Origin of the sequence: Photobacterium sp. Hal280, assembly GCF_037162255.1 — a bacterium.
GTDB lineage: Bacteria > Pseudomonadota > Gammaproteobacteria > Enterobacterales > Vibrionaceae > Photobacterium.
In genome coordinates this window covers 2,108,427-2,130,915 of the sequence record NZ_JARLUO010000005.1, presented here as the reverse complement: position 1 = coordinate 2,130,915, position 22,489 = coordinate 2,108,427, and the positions used below count along the sequence as shown (strand labels likewise).

Here is a 22,489-nt window from a genome sequence, read left to right as displayed (position 1 = left end):
ACTATGAGGCACAGGCGGAATTAATCAATCATCGCCTGATTACCGCATCAATGATGGCATCTTGGATGCCATTTCTCTTTGTATAAGGATTCTCGAATGTCTAAGTTCGCGATTGTTTTCCCTGGTCAGGGGTCTCAGGCTGTTGGCATGCTGGCTGAACTGGCTGAGCAGTATGAAAGCGTACAGCAAACTTTTGCACAAGCATCTGATGCTCTGGGCTATGACCTGTGGGCGCTGGTTCAGAATGGCCCGGCCGAAGATCTGAATCAGACTCACCGTACTCAGCCTGCTCTTCTGGCTGCCTCGGTGGCTATCTGGCGTGTCTGGCAGCAAGAAGGGGGCGCACAGCCTGCGGTTCTGGCTGGTCATAGCCTGGGCGAATATTCTGCACTGGTTTGTGCTGGTGTGCTGGACTTCAGCGATGCCATTAAGCTGGTTGAGCTGCGTGGTCAATTGATGCAGGAAGCGGTGCCGGCAGGTGTGGGCGCCATGTCGGCGATCATTGGTCTGGACAATGACGCGATCGCGAAAGCGTGCGAAGAAGCCGCTCAGGGCGAAGTGGTTGCACCGGTTAACTTTAATTCACCGGGTCAGGTAGTGATTGCCGGACATAAAGCGGCAGTGGAACGAGCGAACGAGCTGTGTAAAGCCGCTGGTGCGAAACGCGCACTGCCACTGCCCGTATCTGTCCCGTCTCATTGCGCCCTGATGAAACCTGCTGCCGATAAACTGGCCGTGGCGCTTGAGTCAGTTACTTTCAATACACCGGTTATTCCGGTGATTAATAATGCGGACGTCGCGACTGAAACCGATCCGGCCGCGATCAAGCTGGCGCTGGTCAAACAGCTTTATGGCCCTGTACGCTGGACAGAATCTGTCGAACGTATGGCCGCGGAAGGTATCGAACTGCTGCTGGAAGTGGGACCGGGCAAAGTGTTGACGGGTCTGACTAAGCGTATTGATAAGTCACTGAATGGTGCGGCTGTGAATGATCCAGCCAGCCTCGCAGCGGCTAAATAATTTGACGTTGTCGCGATAGCTGCTTGTTAGTCGCGACAAACTGAATCATCAGCCTGTCAACAAAGACAGGCTATATAAAGAGGAAATAACATGAGCCTGGAAGGTAAAGTTGCTCTGGTCACTGGCGCAAGCCGTGGTATTGGCCGTGCGATCGCAGAAATCCTGGTTGAACGTGGTGCTACCGTAGTCGGCACTGCCACTTCTGAAAGTGGTGCGGAAGCGATTAGCGCCTACCTGGGTGATAAAGGGAAAGGTCTGGCACTGAATGTCACCTCGCAAGAGTCTATCGATACAGTGCTGAAGCAGATCAAAGAAGAGTTTGGTGATGTTGATATTCTGGTGAACAACGCCGGTATTACACGCGATAACCTGCTGATGCGAATGAAAGATGACGAATGGCAGGATATCATCAACACAAATCTGACCTCGATTTTCCGTCTGTCTAAAGCTGTGCTACGTTCAATGATGAAAAAACGTTATGGACGTATTATCAGCATTGGCTCTGTGGTCGGTACTATGGGTAATGCGGGTCAGGCGAACTATTCAGCGGCAAAAGCCGGTGTGATCGGTTTCACTAAATCCATGGCACGCGAAGTGGCTTCACGGGGTATCACAGTGAACGCTGTGGCGCCTGGTTTTATTGAAACAGACATGACCAAAGCCCTGAATGATGAGCAACGTGCTTCTACTTTGTCTGCCGTGCCTGCGGGACGTTTAGGTGAGCCGCGTGAAATTGCAGCAGCTGTTGCATTTCTGGCTTCTGACGATGCTGGTTACGTTACAGGCGAAACCCTGCACGTGAACGGCGGCATGTACATGATTTAAGCAAAAAAGTTGAATTCTTTTTGGATGCAGGTCAAACTCACGTAGATTTGACGCAGAATCGTGGTTTGACCAGCACCCTGAGTGTTGCAACTTTTACAGTAATGAATAAACTACAGCAAATCGCAATAGCGAACTCTTGTTAAGGAAATAGATTAGTATGAGCAACATCGAAGAACGCGTAAAAAAAATCATCGTTGAGCAGCTGGGCGTAGATGAGTCTGAAGTAAAGAACGAAGCTTCTTTTGTTGACGATCTGGGTGCTGACTCTCTGGATACTGTTGAGCTGGTAATGGCTCTGGAAGAAGAATTCGACACAGAAATTCCAGATGAAGAAGCTGAGAAAATTACTACAGTTCAGGCAGCTATCGACTACGTTGTAAGCGCTTCTGCTGAGTAATTTCAAGAACACTTCCAGGCGGTCTCCATGACCGCCTGATTTTCATTTGTAAATCCTTATTTAATACTTCAGTTCCCGGAGAATAAATCGTGTCTAAGCGTCGCGTAGTTGTAACTGGCATGGGTATGCTGTCGCCGGTTGGCAATACTGTCGAATCTTCATGGAAAGCCTTGTTGGCAGGCCAGAGTGGTATCAGCAATATTGAGCACTTCGATGCGAGTGATTTTGCAACCCGTTTTGCTGGCATGGTCAAAGACTTCAATTGCGAAGATTACATGTCAAAGAAAGATGCCCGCAAAATGGATCTGTTCATCCAGTATGGCGTGGCTGCTGGTATTCAGGCGCTGAAAGACTCTGGTATTGAAGTCAACGAAGACAACGCCAATCGCTTTGGTGTTGCTATCGGTTCAGGTATTGGTGGTATTGGTCTGATTGAAGTCAACCACCAGGCTATGCTAGAAAAGGGTCCGCGTAAAATCAGCCCGTTCTTTGTACCATCCACTATTGTCAACATGATTGCAGGTCACTTGTCTATCATGTACGGCCTGCGCGGTCCAAACATTGCTATTTCTACTGCCTGTACGACTGGCCTGCACAACATTGGTCACGCTGCCCGTATGATTGTATACGGTGATGCGGACATGATGCTGGCTGGTGGTGCAGAAAAAGCGTCAACACCGCTGGGTATGGGAGGCTTTGCTGCGGCGAAGGCTTTGTCTACCCGTAACGATGATCCTCAGGGCGCGTCTCGTCCTTGGGACAAAGATCGTGACGGTTTCGTCCTGGGCGACGGTGCAGGCATGATGGTGTTGGAAGAATATGAACATGCGAAGGCGCGTGGTGCCAAGATTTATGCGGAGCTGGTTGGCTTTGGTATGAGTGGTGATGCTTATCACATGACTTCGCCAAGTGCTGATGGTTCTGGCGGTGCCCTGGCCATGGAAGCGGCGATTCGTGATGCCGCGATTTCACAAGATCAGATTGGCTATGTGAATGCACACGGTACCTCTACACCGGCTGGTGACGTTGCTGAAACGCTGGGCATTAAACGTGCCTTGGGTGCAGCGGCAGACAAGGTGCTTGTGTCTTCCACTAAGTCGATGACAGGTCACTTGCTGGGCGCAGCAGGTTCTGTGGAATCCATTATTACTGTGATGTCTCTGGTTGATCAGGCGGTACCGCCAACCATCAACCTGGAGAATCCAGACGAAGGTTGCGACCTGGATTATGTACCGGGTGAAGCCCGTCAGGTTTCGATGGAGTACGCATTGTGTAACTCCTTCGGATTCGGCGGCACGAATGGCTCTTTGCTGTTCAAGAAAATCTAAGTCGATTCTGTTATGCTAGACGGCCCGGTCATCTAACCGGGCCGTTTTTTTATGGGGGTCGCAATGGTGTGGATGAACCGTTTTGCAAAGGGCTATGTGGAACACGACAAGGTTGAGGTGGCTGACCGTGCTTTGCAGTACGGCGACGGTTGTTTTACGACTGTGCTGGTTGAACACAGTGAACCCAGGCTTTGGCATCTGCACCTTGAACGCCTGCGAACGACCTTGAAAAGACTGGACATTGATGCTCCAGACTGGTCGCCCCTAACAGATAAGGTGATGTCTCTTGCCAAGGGGTATCCTGAAAAAGGCGTTGTAAAAATACTCATCAGCCGGGGAGCCGGAGGCAGAGGTTACAGCCCTGCAGGCTGCCATCAGACCCAGGTGATTATTTCCGACTTTGTCTGGCCATCCTTTTACAAGACCTGGCAACAGGAAGGGATTGAGTTAGGCGTCTGTCAGCAGCGGCTCGGGCTTTCTCCCATGTTAGCCGGCTTAAAGCACCTGAACCGTTTGGAGCAGGTGTTGCTGAAGCAGGAAATCGAACGCAATGGCTGGCTTGATGCTGTCGTGCTAGATGCGAATGGCCATGTGGCAGAAACCAGTGCCTCCAATATTTTCTGGCGTTGTGGCAATCAGTTGTACACGCCGGCTTTGGATCTGGCTGGGGTACATGGCTTAATGCGGGCGCATGTTTGTCAACAGGCAAGCGCATTGGGTTATTGTCTTGAGTTTGTCAAAAGCCCGCTCGACACCTTGCTTTGCGCGGATGAAGTCTTTATTACTAATGCGTTGATGGCCCTGGTGCCTGTCACGAAAATCCAAATGAAAACGTACACTGAACACAGTGCGTTCAAAGCGATAACGAAGAGGTTGTACACGTGCTAAAGAAACTGGCATTGGTGTTTGTACTGTTGGGAGCCATCCTGGCGGGCGGTGCAGGCTGGACGTATGTGCAGGTAAGAGCAAGTATTGACCAGCCATTGCTAAAAACGACTGAGCCCTATCTCACGGTCAGACAGGGCTCCACCTTCCGAGGCTTGCTTTACCAGCTCACTCAGATGGGGTTGATTGCCGATTCCCCCTGGACGCGCTGGATCGGGCGGATTGAACCGCAACTGGCGCAAATTAAAGCGGGCACGTATTCCATTGAGCAGGCACATACCCTGCGCGATGTCCTGAGGACAGTGGCTTCGGGCAAAGAACACCAGTTTGCGATCACCTTGCTGGAGGGTGGCCGTTTTTCCGATTGGCTGGCTGAGCTTGAAAATGCCCCAATGCTGAAGAACGACACTTCCCAGATGACAGAGCTGGATATCGCCAAAGCGATCGGCGCCGATGTTGATAAGCTGGAAGGGTATTTATTACCTGAAACCTATCACTATACAGCGGGTACCTCTGATCTGGCTTTGCTTAAACGCGCTTATAAGCATATGACAGAACTGCTTGATAATGCCTGGAAAGACAGGGACGATTCGATCCCGCTCAATAATCCGTACGAAGTCTTGATCATGGCTTCGATTATCGAGAAAGAAACAGCGGTTGATGAAGAGCGCGCTAAAGTGTCATCTGTCTTTATGAACCGTCTGCATAAAGGGATGCGTCTTCAGACGGATCCGACGGTGATTTATGGCTTAGGGGAGAAATTTGACGGTAATATTCGCAGAAAAGATTTGCGAACCCCGACACCTTATAACACCTATACCATAGACGGTTTACCACCCACGCCCATTGCTATGCCAAGCGCGGCCTCTGTGATTGCGGCAGTGAAACCGGCTCAGACAGGCTACTACTATTTTGTGGCCGACGGAAAAGGTGGCCATACTTTCTCAACAACATTAAGCGAGCATAATCGTGCTGTTCGCCATTATCTAAAGATATTAAAACAATAAATGAACGGAAAATTTATCGTCATCGAAGGCCTGGAAGGGGCGGGTAAAAGTACCGCGATTGCCACTGTGCTGGACACGCTTGCGGCACGGGGGATCACCGACATTCAGTCTACCCGTGAACCAGGCGGGACACCTCTGGCCGAGCAAATGCGAGCGCTGGTGAAAGAAGGACACCCGGAAGAGCCATTGACAGATATGGCTGAGCTCTTGTTACTGTATGCGGCGCGCAGCCAGCTGGTAGAAAATGTTATTAAGCCTGCGCTTCAGGCGGGTCATTGGGTGGTGGGTGATCGTCATGATATGTCATCGCAGGCTTACCAGGGCGGCGGCAGGGGATTTGACCCTGAGCTGATGTCTGGGATTAAAACCATGGTGCTTGGCGATTTCGAACCGGATCTGACCATTTATATGGACATTGACCCTGAGCTGGGTCTGTCGCGGGCTCGGGGACGCGGGGCTTTGGATCGCATCGAAAAAATGGATCTGTCTTTCTTCGAGCGAACCCGGGAGCGGTTTTTAGCGCTGTCACGTCATGATCCCAAAGTGGTGATTATTGATGCGTCCCAATCGCTGGAAGCTGTGACCTCGGATATCCGCCAGCAGTTGAATATCTGGCTGGCTCAGCAGGAGTTAACATGAGTTACCCTTGGCTGGCAACGGTCTGGCAGCAATGGCAGCAGCTTTTGAGTCAGGATCGTTTGCATCACGCCATGCTGTTGATTTCACCCGCCGGGTGCGCCGGGGACGTGCTGATTCGCCAGCTGGCAAAAGCCGTGCTCTGTCAGAACGGTGTCGAAGAGCCCTGTGGGATCTGCCACAGCTGCCAGCTCTTTGAAGCCGGAACCCATCCAGATTGTCACAGCATCAGTCCGCAGGATGGCAAAGCCATCGGCGTTGATATGGTGCGTCAGTGTCATCACTGGGCGTGGGAAACCTCTCAGCTCGGCGGTAAGCGTGTGGTACTGATTGAGCAGTCAGAGCATATGGGCGAGGCGGCGGCGAATGCCTTGCTGAAAACACTGGAAGAGCCGCCGGCAAACTGCCAGTTCATCTTAACCGCTTCTGAGTTGGACCGCTTACTGCCAACGATTAACAGCCGGTGTAACAAGTGGCGTCTGCCTCTGCCGCCTGAACAGGATGTTAAGCGCTGGGTTGAAAATAAACTGATGCAGTCAGTCAAACTGGAGGCGGTACGGCTGAACGGCAATGCGCCTCTGGCGGCCTTAGCATTTATTGAACAGGGGCAGGATATCCGCCATCAGAATCTGCTGGCGGGTTTTCATCAGTTTTTGTCTCCACCCTATAGTGGCCTGTTCAGTGTGGCTGACAGCTGCATGAAAGACGGTCACTTAAGCCTGAAATGGCTGAGCTACTTTCTGGTTGACTGCCTGAAAGTACAGCAAGGCGCTGAGCAGCACTTGATTCATTGTGAATCAGCAGCTTTGGTCAGGCAGGTCGCGGGACAGCTGACCACGGCCACATTGCTGGCGCAGATCAAAGGGCTCAATGCCTTGATCCGGGAACTGGAAACCCATCCCGGTCTGAATGATGAATTGTTGATCTCTGACTGGTTGTCAGGCTTTATCAGTACAACATAAATACACCGAAACGCGAGAGGATATTCAGGTGCTAGTAGATTCCCATTGCCACCTTGATAAATTGAATTACAGCGAACTGCATACTGATGTCGCAGACGTACTGGCGAAAGCACAGGCTCGGGGGTAGAGTATTTTCTGTCTGTCGGTGTCACCCTGAACAGTTTCCCTGCCATGATGGAAATGATTGCCCCTTTCGAGAATGTGTTTGCATCTTGTGGGGTGCATCCGCTGGATATTGAAGCTGGTTTTGATTATGACCAACTGAGGCAATATGCCAGCGATGACAAAGTTGTCGCTATTGGTGAAACCGGGTTGGATTACCACTACCAACCTGAACTGGCCGAACAGCAGCAGGATATTTTCCGTCAGCATATCCGTTTGGCGATTGAACTGAACAAGCCGTTGATCATTCACACCCGGATGGCGCGTGAAGACACCATTCGTATTTTGCGTGAAGAGGGTGCTGAGCGCTGTGGCGGTGTGTTGCATTGTTTCACTGAAAGTCTGGAAATGGCAGAAGCGGCGATTGAGCTGGGCTTCTATATTTCGATTTCCGGGATTGTGACCTTTAATAAAGCCGCTGAGTTAAAAGATGTGGTGAGCCGCTTGCCTCTGGAGCGACTATTGGTGGAAACTGATTCGCCCTACTTAGCGCCTGTGCCTTATCGCGGCAAAGAAAATCAGCCGGCTTATGTCAAAGAAGTAGCAGAGTATATCGGCCTGCTGAAAGGGGTATCTGCCGCCGAGGTGGCCAGAGTGTCGAGTGAAAACTTTTTTCGACTTTTTTCGCAGGCAAAACGATAAAACGGATAAAAAAGGAGCTCAGGCTCCTTTTTTTAACTTTTTTAATGTTTATATCTTTTAATTTTAATTTCCCCTCTTTTATCCATACTTTCCTCAATACTTTTCAAGTATTTCTTGAAATCTTCATTCGTTACATAAAGAAACATGAGATACAAAAGTGAAATATAATTACACCCGGGCGCCCCACTGGGTTTTGTGTTCAAGTGTATGTATTTTAAGTATTTTGTTGTTTTTGTTGTGTTTTTTGAGTCAATTGTTAATTGTGATCTATGCGTCAAACTGAAACTTACTTTCATGTTCGGTTGGCAATATTGATTGATGTCACGTTATATTTAGCGCCGCATTTTATACTTATGCCGAACAATAAAAATGAGCGGTGCTAGCATTATGACTACGGGGGTAGGTCGCTGGAAACCGCTGAAACAAAACAAACATCTCACTCAGGAGCACAATATGTTTAAGAACTTTTTTGCTAACCTGCAGAAGGTCGGTAAGGCGCTGATGCTGCCTGTATCGGTTCTGCCGGTAGCGGGTATTCTGTTAGGTGTGGGGGCTGCTAACTTCAGCTGGTTACCTGCAGTGGTATCTCATTTGATGGAACAGGCCGGTGGCTCTGTATTCGGTCAGATGGCACTGTTGTTTGCCGTTGGTGTGGCGCTTGGCTTTACGAAAAACGACGGTGTTGCCGGTCTGTCTGCCATCGTCGGTTACGGCATTATGGTTGCCACCCTGAAGGTGATGGGTGATGTCATGGGTGTCGCGAAAATTGAGACCGGTGTACTGGGCGGTATCCTGGCTGGTGGTGTGGCAGCCTGGGCCTTCAACCGCTTCTTTAAGATCCAGTTGCCGGAGTACCTGGGCTTCTTTGCCGGTAAGCGTGCAGTACCTATCATTACAGGTTTTCTGTCTATTGCGCTGGGTGTTGTGCTGTCATTTATCTGGCCGCCAATCGGTTCAGCGATTGCCGCATTCTCTGACTGGGCTGCTAACCAGAACCCTGTACTGGCCTTCGGTATCTACGGTGTCGTTGAGCGCTCTCTGATCCCATTTGGCCTGCACCACATCTGGAACGTTCCATTCTTCTATGAAGCAGGTACGTGTGTGAACAGTGCCGGCGAGACAGTTCACGGTATCATGACTTGTTTCCTGACAGCGGATGATGCATCTCGTGCCGCAGGCAACGGTTTTGGTCAGCTTGCGGGTGGTTACCTGTTTAAGATGTTCGGTTTGCCAGCAGCAGCGTTTGCGATTGCTCACTGTGCTAAACCTGAAAACCGTGCCAAGGTGATGGGTATCATGGCATCTGCTGCCCTGACCTCTTTCCTGACCGGTATTACGGAACCGATTGAGTTCTCATTCCTGTTCATCGCGCCAGTCCTGTACGGGATTCACGCTTTGCTGGCTGGTCTGGCATATGTACTGACCAATGCGCTGGGTGTTGTACACGGCCATACCTTCTCAAACGGTTTCATCGACTTCATCGTTCAGATGCCTCGTGCAGAGAACGTGTGGACGCTGGTGATTCTGGGTCTGTGTTATGCCGTGCTGTACTACGTGGTATTCACTTTTGTGATTCGCGCCCTGAACCTGAAAACACCGGGCCGTGAAGATGAAACGGCAGAGGTTGAAACAGCAACGGGCACTGAGCTGGCCGGTGAACTGGTTGAAGCCTTCGGCGGTAAAGCGAACATCACTAACCTGGATGCCTGTATTACACGTCTGCGTGTCAGCGTGGCTGATACCGAGATCGTTGATCAGGACAAACTGAAGCGTCTGGGCGCAGCCGGTGTGGTTGTCGTCTCTGGCGGTGTGCAGGCTATCTTCGGTACTAAGTCTGATAACTTGCGTACAGAAATGGATGAGTGGATTCGCAATCACGCATAATCCGCGGTGACACTTTTCCTTTCACCCTCATCAAAGCCTGGCAGTTGCCAGGCTTTTTGTTGTCACTGCTAATCCACCGCCGATGGCGGCGGATTTTTACTTTGGTTTAAAGCGACAGGAAAAACAGCATCAGCACTGGCACCAACAGACTGAGAATGAATCCGCTGACGATGGCAATCGGCACGCAGCGAATGCCGCCGCAGTTCTGGATAATCGGTAGAGTGAAGTCCATTGCTGTGGCACCGGCATAACCGATGGCTGTGTTGGGGAAGCGCGAAATAACGGCGGGGATCATGGTTAACGCAACCAGTTCCCGCAGCAGCTCATTTAAGAATGATGCGCCGCCGTATACAGGCCCGAGGCCATCTCCCATCAAAATACCTGCCAGCGAATACCAGCCGAACCCGGAGGCCATTGCCAGTCCGTGATTGAGCGGAATACCCAACAGCCAGGCGGCGAGCAATCCGCCAGGTAAAGACGTCGCAATAATCACTAAAGCGATCAGCATGCCTTGCTTGTTGAGCAGGATTTGGCGCAATGTCATGCCACTGTTGCGCAGCTGGATGCCGATTAAAAACAGCAGCAGTAACAGAATGATTTCACTTGCCTGGTCAACCCAGCTCAAATCTATATTCAGCAGCAGACCAACAATCAGCCCGGCGGCCACGACCAATATCAGTTTGGCTGACTCCAGCAACATTTTTGCTTTGGGAAGCTGCTGGTGGCCATGCTCTGTTTTCAGTGGATAACGTTTATCAAGCAGCGGCAGAACCAGCAGGTTTGATGCGCTGATACAGAGGAAGAAGGTGATTGTATATAGCAGGATCTGACTGAGATTCTCGCCCAGATTATCCAGACCGGCCAAGCTCAGTCCCATCAGTGACAGAATCACCAGCACCAGGCGTGATGTCTGCGCGTGAATAAACTGAAGCACTGAGTCTTTCCTGACCGGTATGAGGTAGCCAACGATAAGTGGCAGGAAAATAAAAAGCATTCCTGAAAACATGAGTATCCTTACAATACGTTGCCTGTTCTGGCGAAAAGAAGCACCCGGATACTGCATTGTTGGTGCAGTTCTGACAATGAACCTTTTTGTCAATGGGCTGTTAATGAAATCAGAAGCTTATCAGGCTGCTGAAGACAGGGTCAATAGAGCGCTGTGTGTCTACAGCGCTTAAGTGGAGGAGATCAGGCTGGAATGGGCTTACTGGCAGATTAAAAACCACTGCTGAGCAACACGTGGTTGATTTGGCTGTTAAATTCGTCATCGGGCAGATTGGTCAGGGTAAACATGACTTCTGCACCGGCCAGATCCAGTTCAACCTCATGGTCGTCGATGGCGTCATCATCGTTTTTAAACAGTAATAAATGATTCGCCATGCGGGCGACATCCAGATAAGTGATGTCATCTTCTTTTTTGTGATCGGGGAAAAAACGCTTATTACAGGCGACTTCAAGATAATCCTCATCAAAGCCCCAGTGTTTGAGGATATCCAGGCTGGATTTATTACAGCAATGTTCAAAGACGTATTTGGCAAAATTGATATCCAGAAAATTCCCGCTATCAAGGTAGCTTTGGTATTCATGTATCAGGCTGAACAAACCGATGTCGGCAAATAATCCGGCCAGCAGGGCTTTCTCCGGCTCAATTTTCAGCTCTGGACGGTATTGCAGCAGGTTCTGGGTAATTAATGCCATAGAGCCCGCCAGTTGCCTGGAACGGGTGGCGCTGTTTGATAACAGAGATTTGCATTCAATATCAAAGCTGCTGTGCAGTTTAATGTCTAAGACTGTTTTTGCTGTAATGATATCTCTGACACGGAAAATACCGAGCCGGCTGACAGCGGTTTGAATATCGTGACAGACAATATTACGGCGATTAAACATCATGGTATTCGACGTTTTTATCACAGTTGCAGCCATACCCGGGTCATTCAGCAATAGGGTAGCTGCATCACGAACGGTGGAGTCGTCTCTGTTACATAAGGTCTGCAGTTCTGTCAGGACGTCGGGAATAGGCGGTAGCTTCAGACGATTTTCTTTGATCGCGTCCTTCACTAACGCGTGAAACTCTGATTGCAGGCCTGTCAAAATTTTGTCGTTTTCAGGTTTTAACCAGAAAAAAGATACATGCGGCATGAGGGAACGTTAACCTATGAGATTTTGCTTATTTTATCTTGGTCAGATGAGTTGAGTACACCAGACCAGGTGATTTTTGAGAACAATGTAAGGGTTAGTTGATATCGTCATCAAATAACTGGTTATTATCGAGAAGCTTGAGTAAAAAACGCGCAGTGAGGGCGGGGGAATCCTGAGCAATTAATAGCTGTTTATAGTGAACTTCGAGCGGTAGTGATTCAATCCAGCGCTGACAGACCCAGCTTAAGTCATCGAACTCACTGATTGGATATAAGGCGCCGATTTCCGGCATAGTGGCGAAAAAGAGTTTCAGCTTGTCCACTAAGCACTGGTGTTTGTCTGTTAAAGGAGTTGGCGGCCATGCTCTGAAAGGCAGATAGTCAGCAATCAGCAGGCGATCACTTTCATACCTGACTGATAAAATCCGTATTTTGGTTTTACCTTCAACAACTATGCTGAGCAAGCCATTCGTTAACGCGTTAAAGTCCACCACCCGGACTTTGGTAGCGATAGCGGGTATACGGGTGATGGTCTCGTCGTTGTCCTCTTCTTCACTGCGCATACATAATGCAAAATCCCTTTGTCCTTCAATCGACTCTTTCAGCATTCGCTGGTAACGATGTTCAGCAATGGTAATTTCCAGTTTGCCTTCAGGGAGTACATGGTTGGCAGAAGGAAACAGGGCAATATCAGGCATATTTCTTTATTCCTTTCTCCCGTTACTCTCTTAACCTTAGTCGCTATCACAGCGTAAAACGATCTGCCGCAGTGGAAAATGACACCGAATTCGCCATTCATCTCTATTGATAGAACACTTTAATTGCCTGAAATTGCATTCATTTTTTCTTAATAATTTGCTCTGAATCTCACTTTCATCTGTACTTTGTTTCATATGTGGAATTTGCAATTTCAGTGTGACATCGTTGCATATGATAGTTGGCGTTGGTTTTAGATCGACAAAGAAGAATAAATTTAGGACTTATGTTATGTCGATTACAAAAGAAACATTCATAAATTACCTGGATACCTTTGTACCGAATGAACAGCGTTCTATGTTTGGCGGGACAGGTATCTTCGTTCAGGGGGCCATGTATGCTCTGCTGTCGAATGAAAAGCTTTATATTCGTGGCGGAGAAACGCTGGATCAGCAACTGCTCGAATTGGGCTGCCACAAGTTCAAACATGTGAAGCGCAGTACGGTGGCAGTCGTGAATTACTACGATATCTCACCTCTGTATTCATCACGGCTATCGCTTTGTAACGAGCTGATTCAAAGCTCAATCGCGATAGCGTTGCAGGAAAAAACAGTCAAAGGAGCGTCCCGTAACAAGCGGTTGCGGGATCTTCCGAACTTGCGTTTGACCCTCGAAAGGATGATGAAGAAATCCGGCATTGATGACGTAGAAGTTTTTCATCAGATGGGAGCGGTGGATGCGTATCTGCAGGTAAAACAGACTCAGGGGAAAAATGTTGATCAGAAATTGCTGTGGATGTTTGCAGGAGCGATCGAAGGTTGCCATTGGACTTTGCTGAATGAATCACATAAAAATGTGTTATTGCAGCAACTTGAGCAGAAAAAGCAACATTACAAGCCCCCGCGCGGTGCTGAGCAACTTCCTTGTGATCTTATCTAATTGATAATCGCTGGAAAAAGACTTGTTGTTGCCTTAAATTCTGAGGCCAGTGGTTAAGTCTTTCGCAGAAAGTAAATCCGGGTGTGTGCAAACCACCCGGATTTCTTATTTTCAGCGCAGCAATGCTCCGGGGCGGACCTTTATCCTTTATCAGTGTCATCTATCTTTAATAGAGAAGGTTCGGTTGACCAGATGCTGCTGTGAAGAGATGAGAAATGAATGACCTGATCAGGGTGGGTTACATGGCCTGCTGGCTGAGTTGCGGTCCTGTATGGGCTGCGGGTTTCGCTGAACAGCGTGAACAGTACAATGACTGTATTCTGGCGTATGTTTCTGCTGCTGAGGAAGCGGCGGCAATTACCTGGTTAACCAATGCCTGCCGAGAACTGTATCTGGATAATATTCTGCTGACAGACAAAGACAAACAATACTACCAGTGCCTGCTCGAATTCATGCCGAAATCGAGCAGGCTTGAAGCCACATTGAGTATCAAGCAGGCCTGTCAGGACAGATACCGCTCTTTCTTACGCTGATCAGGCCTCTGAGCGTTTTGTCTGGCTGAGCAAAAACAGCAAAGCGGCAGAGACGACCACAGACGGGCCCGCAGGGGTGTCGTAGTGCCATGACAGTAACAGACCGAGTACCACAGCAATGCAGCCCAGAATGGCGGCAATCACTGCCATACTTTCCGGGCTTTGTGCAAAGCGGCGCGCTGTGGCTGCCGGGATGATCAGCAAAGAGGTGATAATCAGTGCGCCGACAAATTTCATCGCTACCGCAATCACCATGCCGACCATCAACATCAGCAGTAATCGCATCAGATCGACATTCACCCCTTCAACCTGAGCCAGATCTTCGTTGACTGTCATCGACAGCAGCGGACGCCATAATGCAATCAAAGCGGCCATGACCAGCGCGCCGCCACCGAATATCCAGATCAGATCATTGGTTGTGACCGCCAGCAAGTCACCAAAAAGATAAGCCATCAAATCAATGCGGACATGATCCATGAAACTGATGGCGACTAAGCCTAACGACAGTGCGCTGTGGGCGAGAATGCCCAGTAAGGTGTCCGTGGCGATATAGCGTTGCTTTTGTAAACTGACCAGGATAACCGCCAGAGTCAGACAGCAGATCACCAAAGCAAGGTTGAGGTTGATATTAAACAAGAAGCCCAGTGCTATGCCCAGTAATGAGGCGTGGGACAGCGTATCGCCAAAATAGGCCATTTTACGCCAGACAACAAAGGAGCCCAAAGGCCCGGCTAACATCGCGATGCCAATGCCGGCGGCAAAGGCGGGTAGCATAAATTCAAGCATTGTTTTTTCCGTGCTGGCATGGACCTACCAGGCTACCGCCCAGATCGTGTTCGTGATTGTGGTGATGGTGATACAGTGCAAGTTGCTCACTTTGCTGTGTGCCAAAGAGCGCGACATACGACGGGTGGCAGGTAATCGATTCTGGTTCACCCGAACAGCAGACATGGTGCTGCAGGCAGATCACATGGTCGGTTTTAGCCATAACCAGATGAAGATCATGAGAAACCATCATGATCGCGCAGTTCAGTTTATCTCTGAGCGACTGAATTAAACTGTAGAGCTCGAGCTGACCGTTGACATCGACGCCTTGTACGGGCTCATCAAGCACCAGCAAGTCTGGATTTTGCAAAAGGGCGCGAGACAGCAGCACTCTTTGCGTTTCCCCTCCCGACAGGCTGTGCATATTACTGTGTATCAGGTGCGCGCTGCTCGCCAGCGCCAGTGCATCCAGACGTTGCTGAGCACTGTAGCGCCCGCCAAGTGCCATAAAACGATCGACGGTCAGCGGCAGCGTGTCGTTGAGCTGCAGTTTTTGCGGTACATAGCCAATGCGTAGCCCTGGTGCGCGAATGACTCGGCCAGATGTGGGTTTGCGCAATCCGGTAATGACTTTCACCAGCGTGGACTTGCCTGCCCCGTTCGGGCCTATCAGAGTGGTGATCTGGCCTCGTTCAAGCTCGAGTGAAACCTGATCAAGGATGTGGCGGCCTGAAGCGTTAACAGTAACATTCTGAAGTTCAACCAAAGGTTTGGTGGACATTGTACTGGCCATAAGGGGTGTGAATCTCGTTGCTATCGGTTGGTGTTATATTATAACATTATCAAACTTCTTTTCATTGAATATTTTTAGGGTAGGTAGATGTTGCGTTTTCGAGCCTGGTACTTTGCGGCAATGGTGTTGGTACCTTTTGCGGTTTCAGCAGGCAATGTGCATGTTGTGACCACTGTACATCCGGTGAATCTGATCGTGCAGGAACTGGTCGAGGGTGCAGGCCAGAGCGACACCCTGTTACCTGCCGGCAGTTCCCCCCATGACTATGCTTTACGTCCATCAGATGTGGAAAAGCTGAAAGCCGCGGATTTGGTGGTCTGGGTTGGCCCGGAACTGGAATCTTTTCTGACCAAAATACTCAGTGGCCAGAAAAATGCACTTTCACTGACTTCGCAAGAGACAATTACTTTCCGGGATTTTGAAGGCCATGAAGATCATGACGGTCATGAAAGTCATGAAGACCATGGCGGTCACGAAGGGCACGAACATCATCATGATGGCATTGATCCGCACCTTTGGTTGGGGCCGGATCAGGCAATTCAGGCTGCAAAAGTGATCAGTGCTGCATTGATTGAACTGGATCCGTTGAATCGTGCGCAATATGAGGCTAACCTGTCCCGGTTCATTGCCAGTGTTAATGAAACTGTACAGAACCTGAAAGAGCAGCTCCAGCCTGTGCGTGATAAAGGGTACTACGTTTTTCACGATGCCTATGGCTATTTTGAAGACACGTTCGGGTTACATAATCTGGGACACTTTACGGTTTCACCGGATCGCCGCCCAGGCGCAAAAACCTTGATCGCTATCCGCAATACGCTAAAAAAATCACAGGTTAAGTGTATTTTCAGGGAACCGCAGTTCTCACCTGCGGTCATTAACAGTGTCACAAATGGCAGTGACATCAAAATTGGAACCCTGGATCCCATGGCAACGGATATTGCCTCTGGCCAGGGAGGTTATGTTCGATTCCTGCAAGAACTCGGACGAAGTTTTACCGAATGTCTTAAATAAATAACAATGAAAATATTAACGGTTGCAGCCCGACGGTTTTATCAGCTCCCCCGTCAACACCGAATTGCGCTTGCTTCTACATCACTTATCGTTGCGGCTGCCCTGATGTGGCAGCCTTCTGTCGTCCACTCTCCCTCTTACGGTTCGCGCAGCGAATCAGAACCGCGGCGCGAAGTCCCGCTGTTGTCAGAGGAGATCTTGTCACTGTCTGAACAAAACAGTGAACCGCTTGGAGTCGTGCTTGACCCGGAAGATCCGGACTTCCAGGTTCCCAAAGATGAACTGGAACAACAGTTGGATCAGGCCACTGATGTTGCGCATTCCCACAAAGTGTCTTCTGGTGAAACCTTAGGTGAAATCTTCACTCAATATGCGCTGCCTATTTCAGATATGTACAAACTGATTGAGGCAGATAAATCTATCCAGTTTCTACGTGTCGGACAAAGTATTGGCTGGTCACTGGATGAAGAAGGACGGATCGGTGAACTGTCGATCGAACGCAGTGCGAAACTGACTGATACTTATACACTGACCTCAAAAGGTTATGAGCATCAAGAAGTGGAGCGTACCGGCGAGTTTAAACCTGTACGTTTAACCGGGCGGGTTTCCGGCAGTTTCTATCAGTCGGCTCGCTCTGCCGGTCTGTCACCGACGCAAATTCAGACTCTGGTCAAAGCGCTGCAGTGGCGGTTTGACTTAGGTAAAGAAGCCCGCAAGGGCGACCGCTTTGCGATTACGCTTGAACGTGAATTTCTTGACGGAAAAGCGGTGGGCCAGGGTGAAGTGAAGGCCCTTTACTATATGAATCGTAATCAGGAACTGTTTGCCATGCGTTATGACGATGGTGAGTTCTATGATGAAGATGGCCGAAGCCTGAACCGGGCACTGAACCGGTATCCGACCCAGAAACGTTTTCGGATCAGTTCATCGTTTGATCCCCATCGCAAGCATCCTATCACTCACAGAGTCTCGCCGCACAACGGAACTGATTTTGCCACACCTGTCGGTACACCTGTGTTAGCGACAGGCGATGGTGTGGTCGTCAAAGCGCAGAAACATGCTTTGGCGGGTAATTTCATCATGATCAAACATGGCCGGGAATACTCAACCCGCTACCTTCATCTGAGTAAGATACTGGTAAAAGTCGGGCAGAAAGTCCGTATGGGTGACAAAATCGCATTGAGTGGTAATACCGGACGGTCCACCGGTCCGCATCTTCATTATGAGTTGCTGAAATACGGACGCGCAGTGAATGCCATGAAGGTACCGCTGCCTCAGGCTGAACCTGTGCCCAACAAAATCCGAACCGACTATCGCAAACTGGCGAACCGGGAACGGCAGAACCTGCTGGCGGTTATGCCGGGTTAATACCTTAAAAACGCATCCAATCGGATGCGTTTTTTTGTTTTATAGCCTGTCTGTTGCAGCGATGGGGCTTAGCCCCGTGTTTCGCGCTGGATTTATTCTCGTCTCGGTCGCTTGTCCGCTGAGCCATTTATGCTGGCGTAAAGCCGTTTACCTGACTGAACAGTAATTGCAACCGTTCAACCAGTTGTTGTCGCTCATCTTCGCTGCGCTGGCTGCCGTCGGTATTTCCCCAGACAGGTCCTGGCCAGGCAATATCTGTGGTAAACCGGGCAATATGATGGACATGAAGCTGCGGCACTAAATTGCCTAAGGCACCAATATTGATTTTATCTGGGCTGAAATAGGTCTCAAGCAGTTGGGCGGTTGAACTGGACTCTACCATCAACTGTTGTTGATCCGTGGCGGACATGTGGTGAATTTCACGCAGTGCGTCATATCTGGGTACCAGAATTAACCAGGGACCAATGGCTTCTTTTGACAACAGCACACGGCAAAGCGGTAAATCGCCAATCCACTGAGTATCCGCGCTTAGTCTCGGATGAAGGGTGAAACTCATGGAAATATTCCTTCTTTCTATTAAGTGCTTCACAAGTCAGCTATCAGGCGACAACAAAAAGCCCTCGCACTATGCAAGCTCGCCCTAGGATAAACTAGAACGTATAAGCACGAAAGCGGCTTAATTATCTCAGCGTCATTGTTAGGACACAGGCAGGGGGAAACCATGGCAGAGTGTGAGGAAGTGCTTACCTATTGGTTCGGAAACCTCAAAGGGGAAGTCACCGAACAGGATAAACAGGTACTGTGGTTTAAAGGCGGGGATGCGGTAGACCGTGAAATCACGGAACGTTTCAGAGATTTAGTCAGCCGTGCTGGCCGGGGCGAGCTGAATGCGTGGACAGAAACGCCCAAGGGTACGCTGGCGCTGATTATTTTGCTTGACCAGTTCAGTCGTAATATCTACCGAGGGTTAGCGGCCGCTTTTCGCTATGATTCATTGGCGCAGGCCATCTGTAAACGCGGACTGGCGAAGAATTTTGATCGCGCGTTAGCCCCGATTGAGCGAGTGTTCTTTTATCTGCCGCTGGAGCACTCGGAAGCACTGGAAGATCAGGAAGAGAGTGTGTTCCGTTTTGACCAACTGCGGCAGGAGGTCATGAAAGAGCATAAGTCAGAGTTTGATGACTTCTATCAATACGCTGTCAGCCATTTCCAGGTCATCAAAGATTTCGGCCGCTTTCCGCACCGCAATGCTGTTTGTGGCAGATTATCGACTCAGGATGAGATCAGTTATCTGCACCATGCCCCGAGATACTGACAGTAAACGGGTTACAAAACAGGCAGTACCCGGTTCCGGCCCAGGCTTTTTGCCTGCAGGAGATACTTATCGGCTCTGGCCAGTACTGCCAGACCGTTTTCTTTTCCTGTTTGTTCTGCAATGCCAAATGACGCCGTAATCGAGCTGACAGTGTTACCTGATTGTTTGTCCTGCACGGCAATGCCGGAGAGGGTTTTACGTAATTTTTCTGCTTTGTCCCGACTCTGCTGCAGGTTAGCACCAGGTAAGATAATGACGAACTCCTCCCCACCATAGCGATAGGCCTGCATGCCTTGCTCGCACCAGACTTGAAGATGGCGGGCAACAGAGCAGAGTACTTTATCGCCCATTAAATGGCCAAAGTCATCATTGAAGGTTTTAAAGTTATCAATATCCAGCAAGACCAGGCTGAAAGGCGTGCGGTGCTGGATACAACTGTTGAGATCTTGCTGAAAGGCGCGTCGGTTGAGCAGTCCGGTTAAGGGATCTTCGTTGGCACATTTGAGGCTGTCTTTCAGGGCTTTTCTCAGGTTTTCGATTTCTTTATTGGCGTTTTCCAGTTGCTGGTTCAAAAGCGTGCTGGACTGATGCATGTGTCTGGATTCATCCAGTAATTCTTGTACCAAATCATTGGCTTCGTGCACGTTGACACCCTGATCGGCTTTCTGACTCAGCCGCTGGCAGGTCCGGGATAGCGATTGATGGAATGTCTGGGTTTCTTTCTGAGACCCGCTCATGGTGTGGCAAAGCTCATCCAAGATGGCCTGCAGGCTATGGCTGATCTGTCCTTGCTCACTGGCAGGGTGCTGGGCCAGATGGGTTCGGTAAAGCGAATCACTCAGGCTGGGCGGGCAATGCCCGTACTGCGCTAAACTCTGGTCGATGGCCTGAGTAAGAAGAGGATTCTGATTTGAGGTATAGCTGTACCACAGGGCGTAATTGACCGGTGTCGTGGGGACTTTATGTTTGATCATCAGTGGAATGGCTTTACGTAAGGTCTGAGTTGACGTGAGAAATTCGTCAGTCATACCGTCGTCGGTTTCGTGTGAGTCATCGAGGCTCATTGCAACATTCCATGTAACAGAGAAAGGCCAGTACCCAAAAAAATTTGTGTCAAAAAAGCCTTCTAAGGATACCTCAGAAGGCTGTATAAGTTTAGCTTTGCTTAATTAGATAAATGTGATGTTCTGCCAGATTACATACGTTCCAGTGTGTCAATACCCAGCAAATCCAGACCTTGTTTGATGGTTTTCGCTGTCAGCAGCGCCAGTTTCAGTCGGCTGTGCTTGACGGGCTCATCAGCATTCAGAATCGGGCAGGCTTCATAGAAGCTTGAGAAATTCCCTGCCAGTTCAAACAGGTAGCTGCACATCACGTGCGGATGACCTTCACGGGCCACGGTTTCCACGGCTTCTTCAAATTGCAGCAGTTTCGACAGCAGTACTTGCTCTTTCTCGTCATTGATCACGACTGGGTGTGTCAGCTCACTTTCGTTCAGGCCTGAGCGTTTAAACACAGAAATGACACGGGTATAAGCGTATTGCATGTAAGGCGCTGTATTGCCTTCGAAGGCCAGCATGTTATCCCAGTCGAACACATAATCTGTGGTACGGTGTTTGGACAGATCTGCATACTTAACCGCAGCCATGGCGACGGTCGAGGCAATTTTGGTTTTCTCAGCCGTATCCAGCTCAGGGTTCTTCTCTTCGATCAGTACCTGAGCACGTGATTCTGCTTCATCCAGCAGATCAGCCAGACGCACGGTACCGCCGGAGCGTGTTTTGAACGGACGGCCGTCTTTGCCCAGCATCATGCCGAAAGCGTGGTGCTCCAGCGACACATCGTCAGGGATGTAGCCAGCTTTGCGGACAATCGTCCATGCCTGCATCAGGTGTTGATGCTGGCGTGAATCGATAAAGTAAAGCACCCGGTTGGCGTTGAAATGCTCGTAGCGGTATTTTGCACAGGCAATATCCGTCGTTGTGTACAGGAAACCGCCGTCACGTTTCTGGATGATAACCCCCATAGGCTCACCATCTTTGTTTTTGAACTCATCCAGGAAAACAACCTGAGCGCCGTCGTCTTCTACGGCCAGCCCCTTCGCTTTCAGATCGGCCACAATTCCTGCCAGCATATCGTTGTACATGGACTCGCCCATCACGTTGTCACGGGTCAGGGACACATTCAGACGGTCATAGTTGTGCTGGTTTTGCTCCATGGTCACGTCGACCAGCTTTTTCCACATATCAGCACAGTACTGATCGCCACTTTGCAGTTTTACTACATAGTTGCGGGCGCGTTCAGCAAAAGCTTCATCTTCGTCATACAGTTTTTTCGACTCACGATAGAAAGCTTCCAGATCGGCCAGTTCCATAGAGATCTCGCCCGATTCTTGCTGCACACGTTCCAGGTTGGCAATCAGCATGCCGAACTGAGTTCCCCAGTCACCGATGTGGTTGGCACGAATCACGTTATGGCCCAGAAACTCCAGTGTACGAACCACAGCATCACCAATGATAGTGGAGCGCAGGTGACCTACGTGCATTTCTTTGGCGACATTGGGTGCCGAATAGTCGACAACGATGTTTTGTTTTTCCTGCGTGGCCACACCCAGGCGGGCATCAGTCAGTGCCGCTTCGGCGCGCTCGGCCAGCCAGGTTTTATTCAAAAAGATGTTAATGAAACCAGGACCGGCGATCTCGACTTTCTCTGCGATCTCGCCCAGATCGAGTTGATCGATGACTTTTTGTGCAAACTCGCGCGGGTTAGCTCCCAGTTTTTTCGCAACACCCATCACACCGTTGGCCTGATAATCACCGAACTGTGCTTTGGCTGACTGACGAACAGCTGCCGGGCTGCCTGCCGGGGCACCGGCCGCTTCGAGCGCCTGGGAAACTTTATCGTTAATGAGTGCTTGAATGTTCACACGTCTATCCTTTAAATCGGTCTGTAGCCTGACAGGCAGGCAAAAGTCTTGGGTATTCAATAAGCTATGCAGCTACATCTTACATCTGAACCGGTCAGAAGCGTGGTCAGCAATACACCAGAAAAGGTGAAAACAACCCTGTCTGATGTTTTTAAAAAGGTCATCCGGGTAGTGCTGACGGGAGCTTGCTGGCTGCAAAGGCGGCTGCATGGATACTAAAAATAGTTAGCCGTAATAATACCCATAAACACAGGGCA

At 49.8% G+C, this 22,489-nt stretch carries 22 protein-coding genes and 1 pseudogene; 15 read left to right on the top strand and 8 right to left on the bottom strand.

Features of this window, described 5'->3' with window-relative positions; genetic code table 11:
- The first annotated feature begins 96 nt into the window (after positions 1-96).
- The 10 genes and pseudogenes from fabD to ptsG all read left to right on the top strand — a co-directional run bounded on the left by fabD (position 97) and on the right by ptsG (position 9,748).
- Positions 97-1,020, top strand: coding sequence for an ACP S-malonyltransferase (gene fabD / locus P4S53_RS19170; RefSeq protein WP_337113942.1), 924 nt, complete (start codon positions 97-99; stop codon positions 1,018-1,020).
- 90 nt (positions 1,021-1,110) lie between these two features.
- The gene (gene fabG, locus P4S53_RS19165; protein WP_337113941.1) at positions 1,111-1,845 is read left to right on the top strand and encodes a 3-oxoacyl-ACP reductase FabG; all 735 of its coding nucleotides are present in this window, start codon (positions 1,111-1,113) and stop codon (positions 1,843-1,845) included.
- A gap of 157 nt (positions 1,846-2,002) precedes the next feature.
- Positions 2,003-2,242 (top strand): acyl carrier protein, encoded by a 240-nt coding sequence (acpP, locus tag P4S53_RS19160; protein WP_027253507.1) that lies wholly within the window; start codon positions 2,003-2,005, stop codon positions 2,240-2,242.
- An 89-nt stretch (positions 2,243-2,331) separates the two neighbouring features.
- Entirely contained in the window at positions 2,332-3,570 is a 1,239-nt protein-coding gene (gene fabF / locus P4S53_RS19155; RefSeq protein WP_337113940.1) for a beta-ketoacyl-ACP synthase II, read from the top strand.
- Positions 3,571-3,633: 63 nt separating this feature from the next.
- Positions 3,634-4,458 (top strand): aminodeoxychorismate lyase, encoded by an 825-nt coding sequence (pabC, locus tag P4S53_RS19150; protein WP_337113939.1) that lies wholly within the window; start codon positions 3,634-3,636, stop codon positions 4,456-4,458.
- On the top strand, positions 4,452-5,462 hold the full coding sequence (gene mltG, locus P4S53_RS19145; protein ID WP_337113938.1) for an endolytic transglycosylase MltG: 1,011 nt from the start codon (positions 4,452-4,454) through the stop codon (positions 5,460-5,462). The genes pabC and mltG overlap by 7 nt, the downstream gene beginning before the upstream one ends.
- Positions 5,463-6,101, top strand: a complete 639-nt coding sequence (gene tmk, locus P4S53_RS19140) for a dTMP kinase (RefSeq protein WP_337113937.1) — start codon at positions 5,463-5,465, stop codon at positions 6,099-6,101. It abuts the gene before it with no gap.
- Positions 6,098-7,060 carry a DNA polymerase III subunit delta' gene (gene holB / locus P4S53_RS19135; protein WP_337113936.1) on the top strand — a complete coding sequence of 321 codons (963 nt, stop codon included), beginning with the start codon at positions 6,098-6,100 and terminating at the stop codon, positions 7,058-7,060. The genes tmk and holB overlap by 4 nt, the downstream gene beginning before the upstream one ends.
- Positions 7,061-7,088: 28 nt before the next feature.
- Positions 7,089-7,864: pseudogene (locus P4S53_RS19130) on the top strand (TatD family hydrolase).
- A gap of 453 nt (positions 7,865-8,317) precedes the next feature.
- Positions 8,318-9,748 carry a PTS glucose transporter subunit IIBC gene (gene ptsG, locus P4S53_RS19125; protein ID WP_337113935.1) on the top strand — a complete coding sequence of 477 codons (1,431 nt, stop codon included), beginning with the start codon at positions 8,318-8,320 and terminating at the stop codon, positions 9,746-9,748.
- Between the two features lie 106 nt (positions 9,749-9,854).
- Here the strand turns inward: ptsG and P4S53_RS19120 are convergent, their stop codons facing one another.
- The 3 genes from P4S53_RS19120 to P4S53_RS19110 all read right to left on the bottom strand — a co-directional run bounded on the left by P4S53_RS19120 (position 9,855) and on the right by P4S53_RS19110 (position 12,584).
- Positions 9,855-10,754 carry a lysine exporter LysO family protein gene (locus P4S53_RS19120; protein ID WP_337113934.1) on the bottom strand — a complete coding sequence of 300 codons (900 nt, stop codon included), beginning with the start codon at positions 10,752-10,754 and terminating at the stop codon, positions 9,855-9,857.
- 209 nt (positions 10,755-10,963) lie between these two features.
- Entirely contained in the window at positions 10,964-11,839 is an 876-nt protein-coding gene (locus P4S53_RS19115; RefSeq protein ID WP_337113933.1) for an HDOD domain-containing protein, read from the bottom strand.
- A 142-nt stretch (positions 11,840-11,981) separates the two neighbouring features.
- Positions 11,982-12,584, bottom strand: a complete 603-nt coding sequence (locus P4S53_RS19110; RefSeq protein ID WP_337113932.1) for an LON peptidase substrate-binding domain-containing protein — start codon at positions 12,582-12,584, stop codon at positions 11,982-11,984.
- A gap of 217 nt (positions 12,585-12,801) precedes the next feature.
- Between P4S53_RS19110 and P4S53_RS19105 the strand changes: the two genes are divergently transcribed.
- Both P4S53_RS19105 and P4S53_RS19100 read left to right on the top strand, forming a co-directional pair.
- Positions 12,802-13,521, top strand: a complete 720-nt coding sequence (locus P4S53_RS19105) for a TfoX/Sxy family DNA transformation protein (RefSeq protein WP_337113931.1) — start codon at positions 12,802-12,804, stop codon at positions 13,519-13,521.
- Between the two features lie 215 nt (positions 13,522-13,736).
- Complete coding sequence (locus tag P4S53_RS19100) at positions 13,737-14,054, top strand: VF_A0006 family four-cysteine protein (protein WP_337113930.1); 318 nt, start codon at positions 13,737-13,739, stop codon at positions 14,052-14,054.
- On the opposite strand, the gene znuB is transcribed toward P4S53_RS19100, so the two are convergent.
- Together znuB and znuC are read right to left on the bottom strand one after the other, a co-directional pair.
- Complete coding sequence (gene znuB / locus P4S53_RS19095) at positions 14,055-14,840, bottom strand: zinc ABC transporter permease subunit ZnuB (RefSeq protein ID WP_337113929.1); 786 nt, start codon at positions 14,838-14,840, stop codon at positions 14,055-14,057. It abuts the gene before it with no gap.
- Positions 14,833-15,600, bottom strand: coding sequence for a zinc ABC transporter ATP-binding protein ZnuC (gene znuC, locus P4S53_RS19090; RefSeq protein ID WP_337113928.1), 768 nt, complete (start codon positions 15,598-15,600; stop codon positions 14,833-14,835). The genes znuB and znuC overlap by 8 nt, the downstream gene beginning before the upstream one ends.
- A 99-nt stretch (positions 15,601-15,699) precedes the next feature.
- On the opposite strand from znuC, the gene znuA reads away from it, so the two are divergent.
- Positions 15,700-16,623, top strand: coding sequence for a zinc ABC transporter substrate-binding protein ZnuA (gene znuA, locus P4S53_RS19085; protein ID WP_337113927.1), 924 nt, complete (start codon positions 15,700-15,702; stop codon positions 16,621-16,623).
- 6 nt (positions 16,624-16,629) lie between these two features.
- Complete coding sequence (mepM, locus tag P4S53_RS19080; protein ID WP_337113926.1) at positions 16,630-17,991, top strand: murein DD-endopeptidase MepM; 1,362 nt, start codon at positions 16,630-16,632, stop codon at positions 17,989-17,991.
- 127 nt (positions 17,992-18,118) lie between these two features.
- Here mepM and P4S53_RS19075 read toward each other — a convergent pair whose 3' ends face one another.
- Positions 18,119-18,547 (bottom strand): HIT domain-containing protein, encoded by a 429-nt coding sequence (locus tag P4S53_RS19075; protein ID WP_337113925.1) that lies wholly within the window; start codon positions 18,545-18,547, stop codon positions 18,119-18,121.
- A gap of 165 nt (positions 18,548-18,712) precedes the next feature.
- On the opposite strand from P4S53_RS19075, the gene P4S53_RS19070 reads away from it, so the two are divergent.
- Complete coding sequence (locus P4S53_RS19070; protein WP_337113924.1) at positions 18,713-19,306, top strand: DUF924 family protein; 594 nt, start codon at positions 18,713-18,715, stop codon at positions 19,304-19,306.
- Between the two features lie 11 nt (positions 19,307-19,317).
- Here P4S53_RS19070 and P4S53_RS19065 read toward each other — a convergent pair whose 3' ends face one another.
- Together P4S53_RS19065 and argS are read right to left on the bottom strand one after the other, a co-directional pair.
- Positions 19,318-20,370, bottom strand: coding sequence for a GGDEF domain-containing protein (locus tag P4S53_RS19065; protein WP_337113923.1), 1,053 nt, complete (start codon positions 20,368-20,370; stop codon positions 19,318-19,320).
- Positions 20,371-20,501: 131 nt separating this feature from the next.
- On the bottom strand, positions 20,502-22,232 hold the full coding sequence (gene argS / locus P4S53_RS19060) for an arginine--tRNA ligase (protein ID WP_337113922.1): 1,731 nt from the start codon (positions 22,230-22,232) through the stop codon (positions 20,502-20,504).
- Between the last annotated feature and the right edge of the window lie 257 nt (positions 22,233-22,489).

Excerpts from the sequence above, each read along its gene's own strand:
- fabD (WP_337113942.1), top strand. The coding sequence starts at position 97 with ATGTCTAAGTTCGCGATTGTTTTCCCTGGTCAGGGGTCTCAGGCTGTT.
- fabG (WP_337113941.1), top strand. The coding sequence starts at position 1,111 with ATGAGCCTGGAAGGTAAAGTTGCTCTGGTCACTGGCGCAAGCCGTGGT.
- acpP (WP_027253507.1), top strand. The coding sequence starts at position 2,003 with ATGAGCAACATCGAAGAACGCGTAAAAAAAATCATCGTTGAGCAGCTG.
- pabC (WP_337113939.1), top strand. The coding sequence starts at position 3,634 with ATGGTGTGGATGAACCGTTTTGCAAAGGGCTATGTGGAACACGACAAG.
- tmk (WP_337113937.1), top strand. The coding sequence starts at position 5,463 with ATGAACGGAAAATTTATCGTCATCGAAGGCCTGGAAGGGGCGGGTAAA.
- holB (WP_337113936.1), top strand. The coding sequence starts at position 6,098 with ATGAGTTACCCTTGGCTGGCAACGGTCTGGCAGCAATGGCAGCAGCTT.
- ptsG (WP_337113935.1), top strand. The coding sequence starts at position 8,318 with ATGTTTAAGAACTTTTTTGCTAACCTGCAGAAGGTCGGTAAGGCGCTG.
- P4S53_RS19120 (WP_337113934.1), bottom strand. The coding sequence starts at position 10,754 with ATGTTTTCAGGAATGCTTTTTATTTTCCTGCCACTTATCGTTGGCTAC.
- P4S53_RS19110 (WP_337113932.1), bottom strand. The coding sequence starts at position 12,584 with ATGCCTGATATTGCCCTGTTTCCTTCTGCCAACCATGTACTCCCTGAA.
- P4S53_RS19100 (WP_337113930.1), top strand. The coding sequence starts at position 13,737 with ATGAATGACCTGATCAGGGTGGGTTACATGGCCTGCTGGCTGAGTTGC.
- znuB (WP_337113929.1), bottom strand. The coding sequence starts at position 14,840 with ATGCTTGAATTTATGCTACCCGCCTTTGCCGCCGGCATTGGCATCGCG.
- znuC (WP_337113928.1), bottom strand. The coding sequence starts at position 15,600 with ATGTCCACCAAACCTTTGGTTGAACTTCAGAATGTTACTGTTAACGCT.
- znuA (WP_337113927.1), top strand. The coding sequence starts at position 15,700 with ATGTTGCGTTTTCGAGCCTGGTACTTTGCGGCAATGGTGTTGGTACCT.
- mepM (WP_337113926.1), top strand. The coding sequence starts at position 16,630 with ATGAAAATATTAACGGTTGCAGCCCGACGGTTTTATCAGCTCCCCCGT.
- P4S53_RS19075 (WP_337113925.1), bottom strand. The coding sequence starts at position 18,547 with ATGAGTTTCACCCTTCATCCGAGACTAAGCGCGGATACTCAGTGGATT.
- P4S53_RS19070 (WP_337113924.1), top strand. The coding sequence starts at position 18,713 with ATGGCAGAGTGTGAGGAAGTGCTTACCTATTGGTTCGGAAACCTCAAA.
- P4S53_RS19065 (WP_337113923.1), bottom strand. The coding sequence starts at position 20,370 with ATGAGCCTCGATGACTCACACGAAACCGACGACGGTATGACTGACGAA.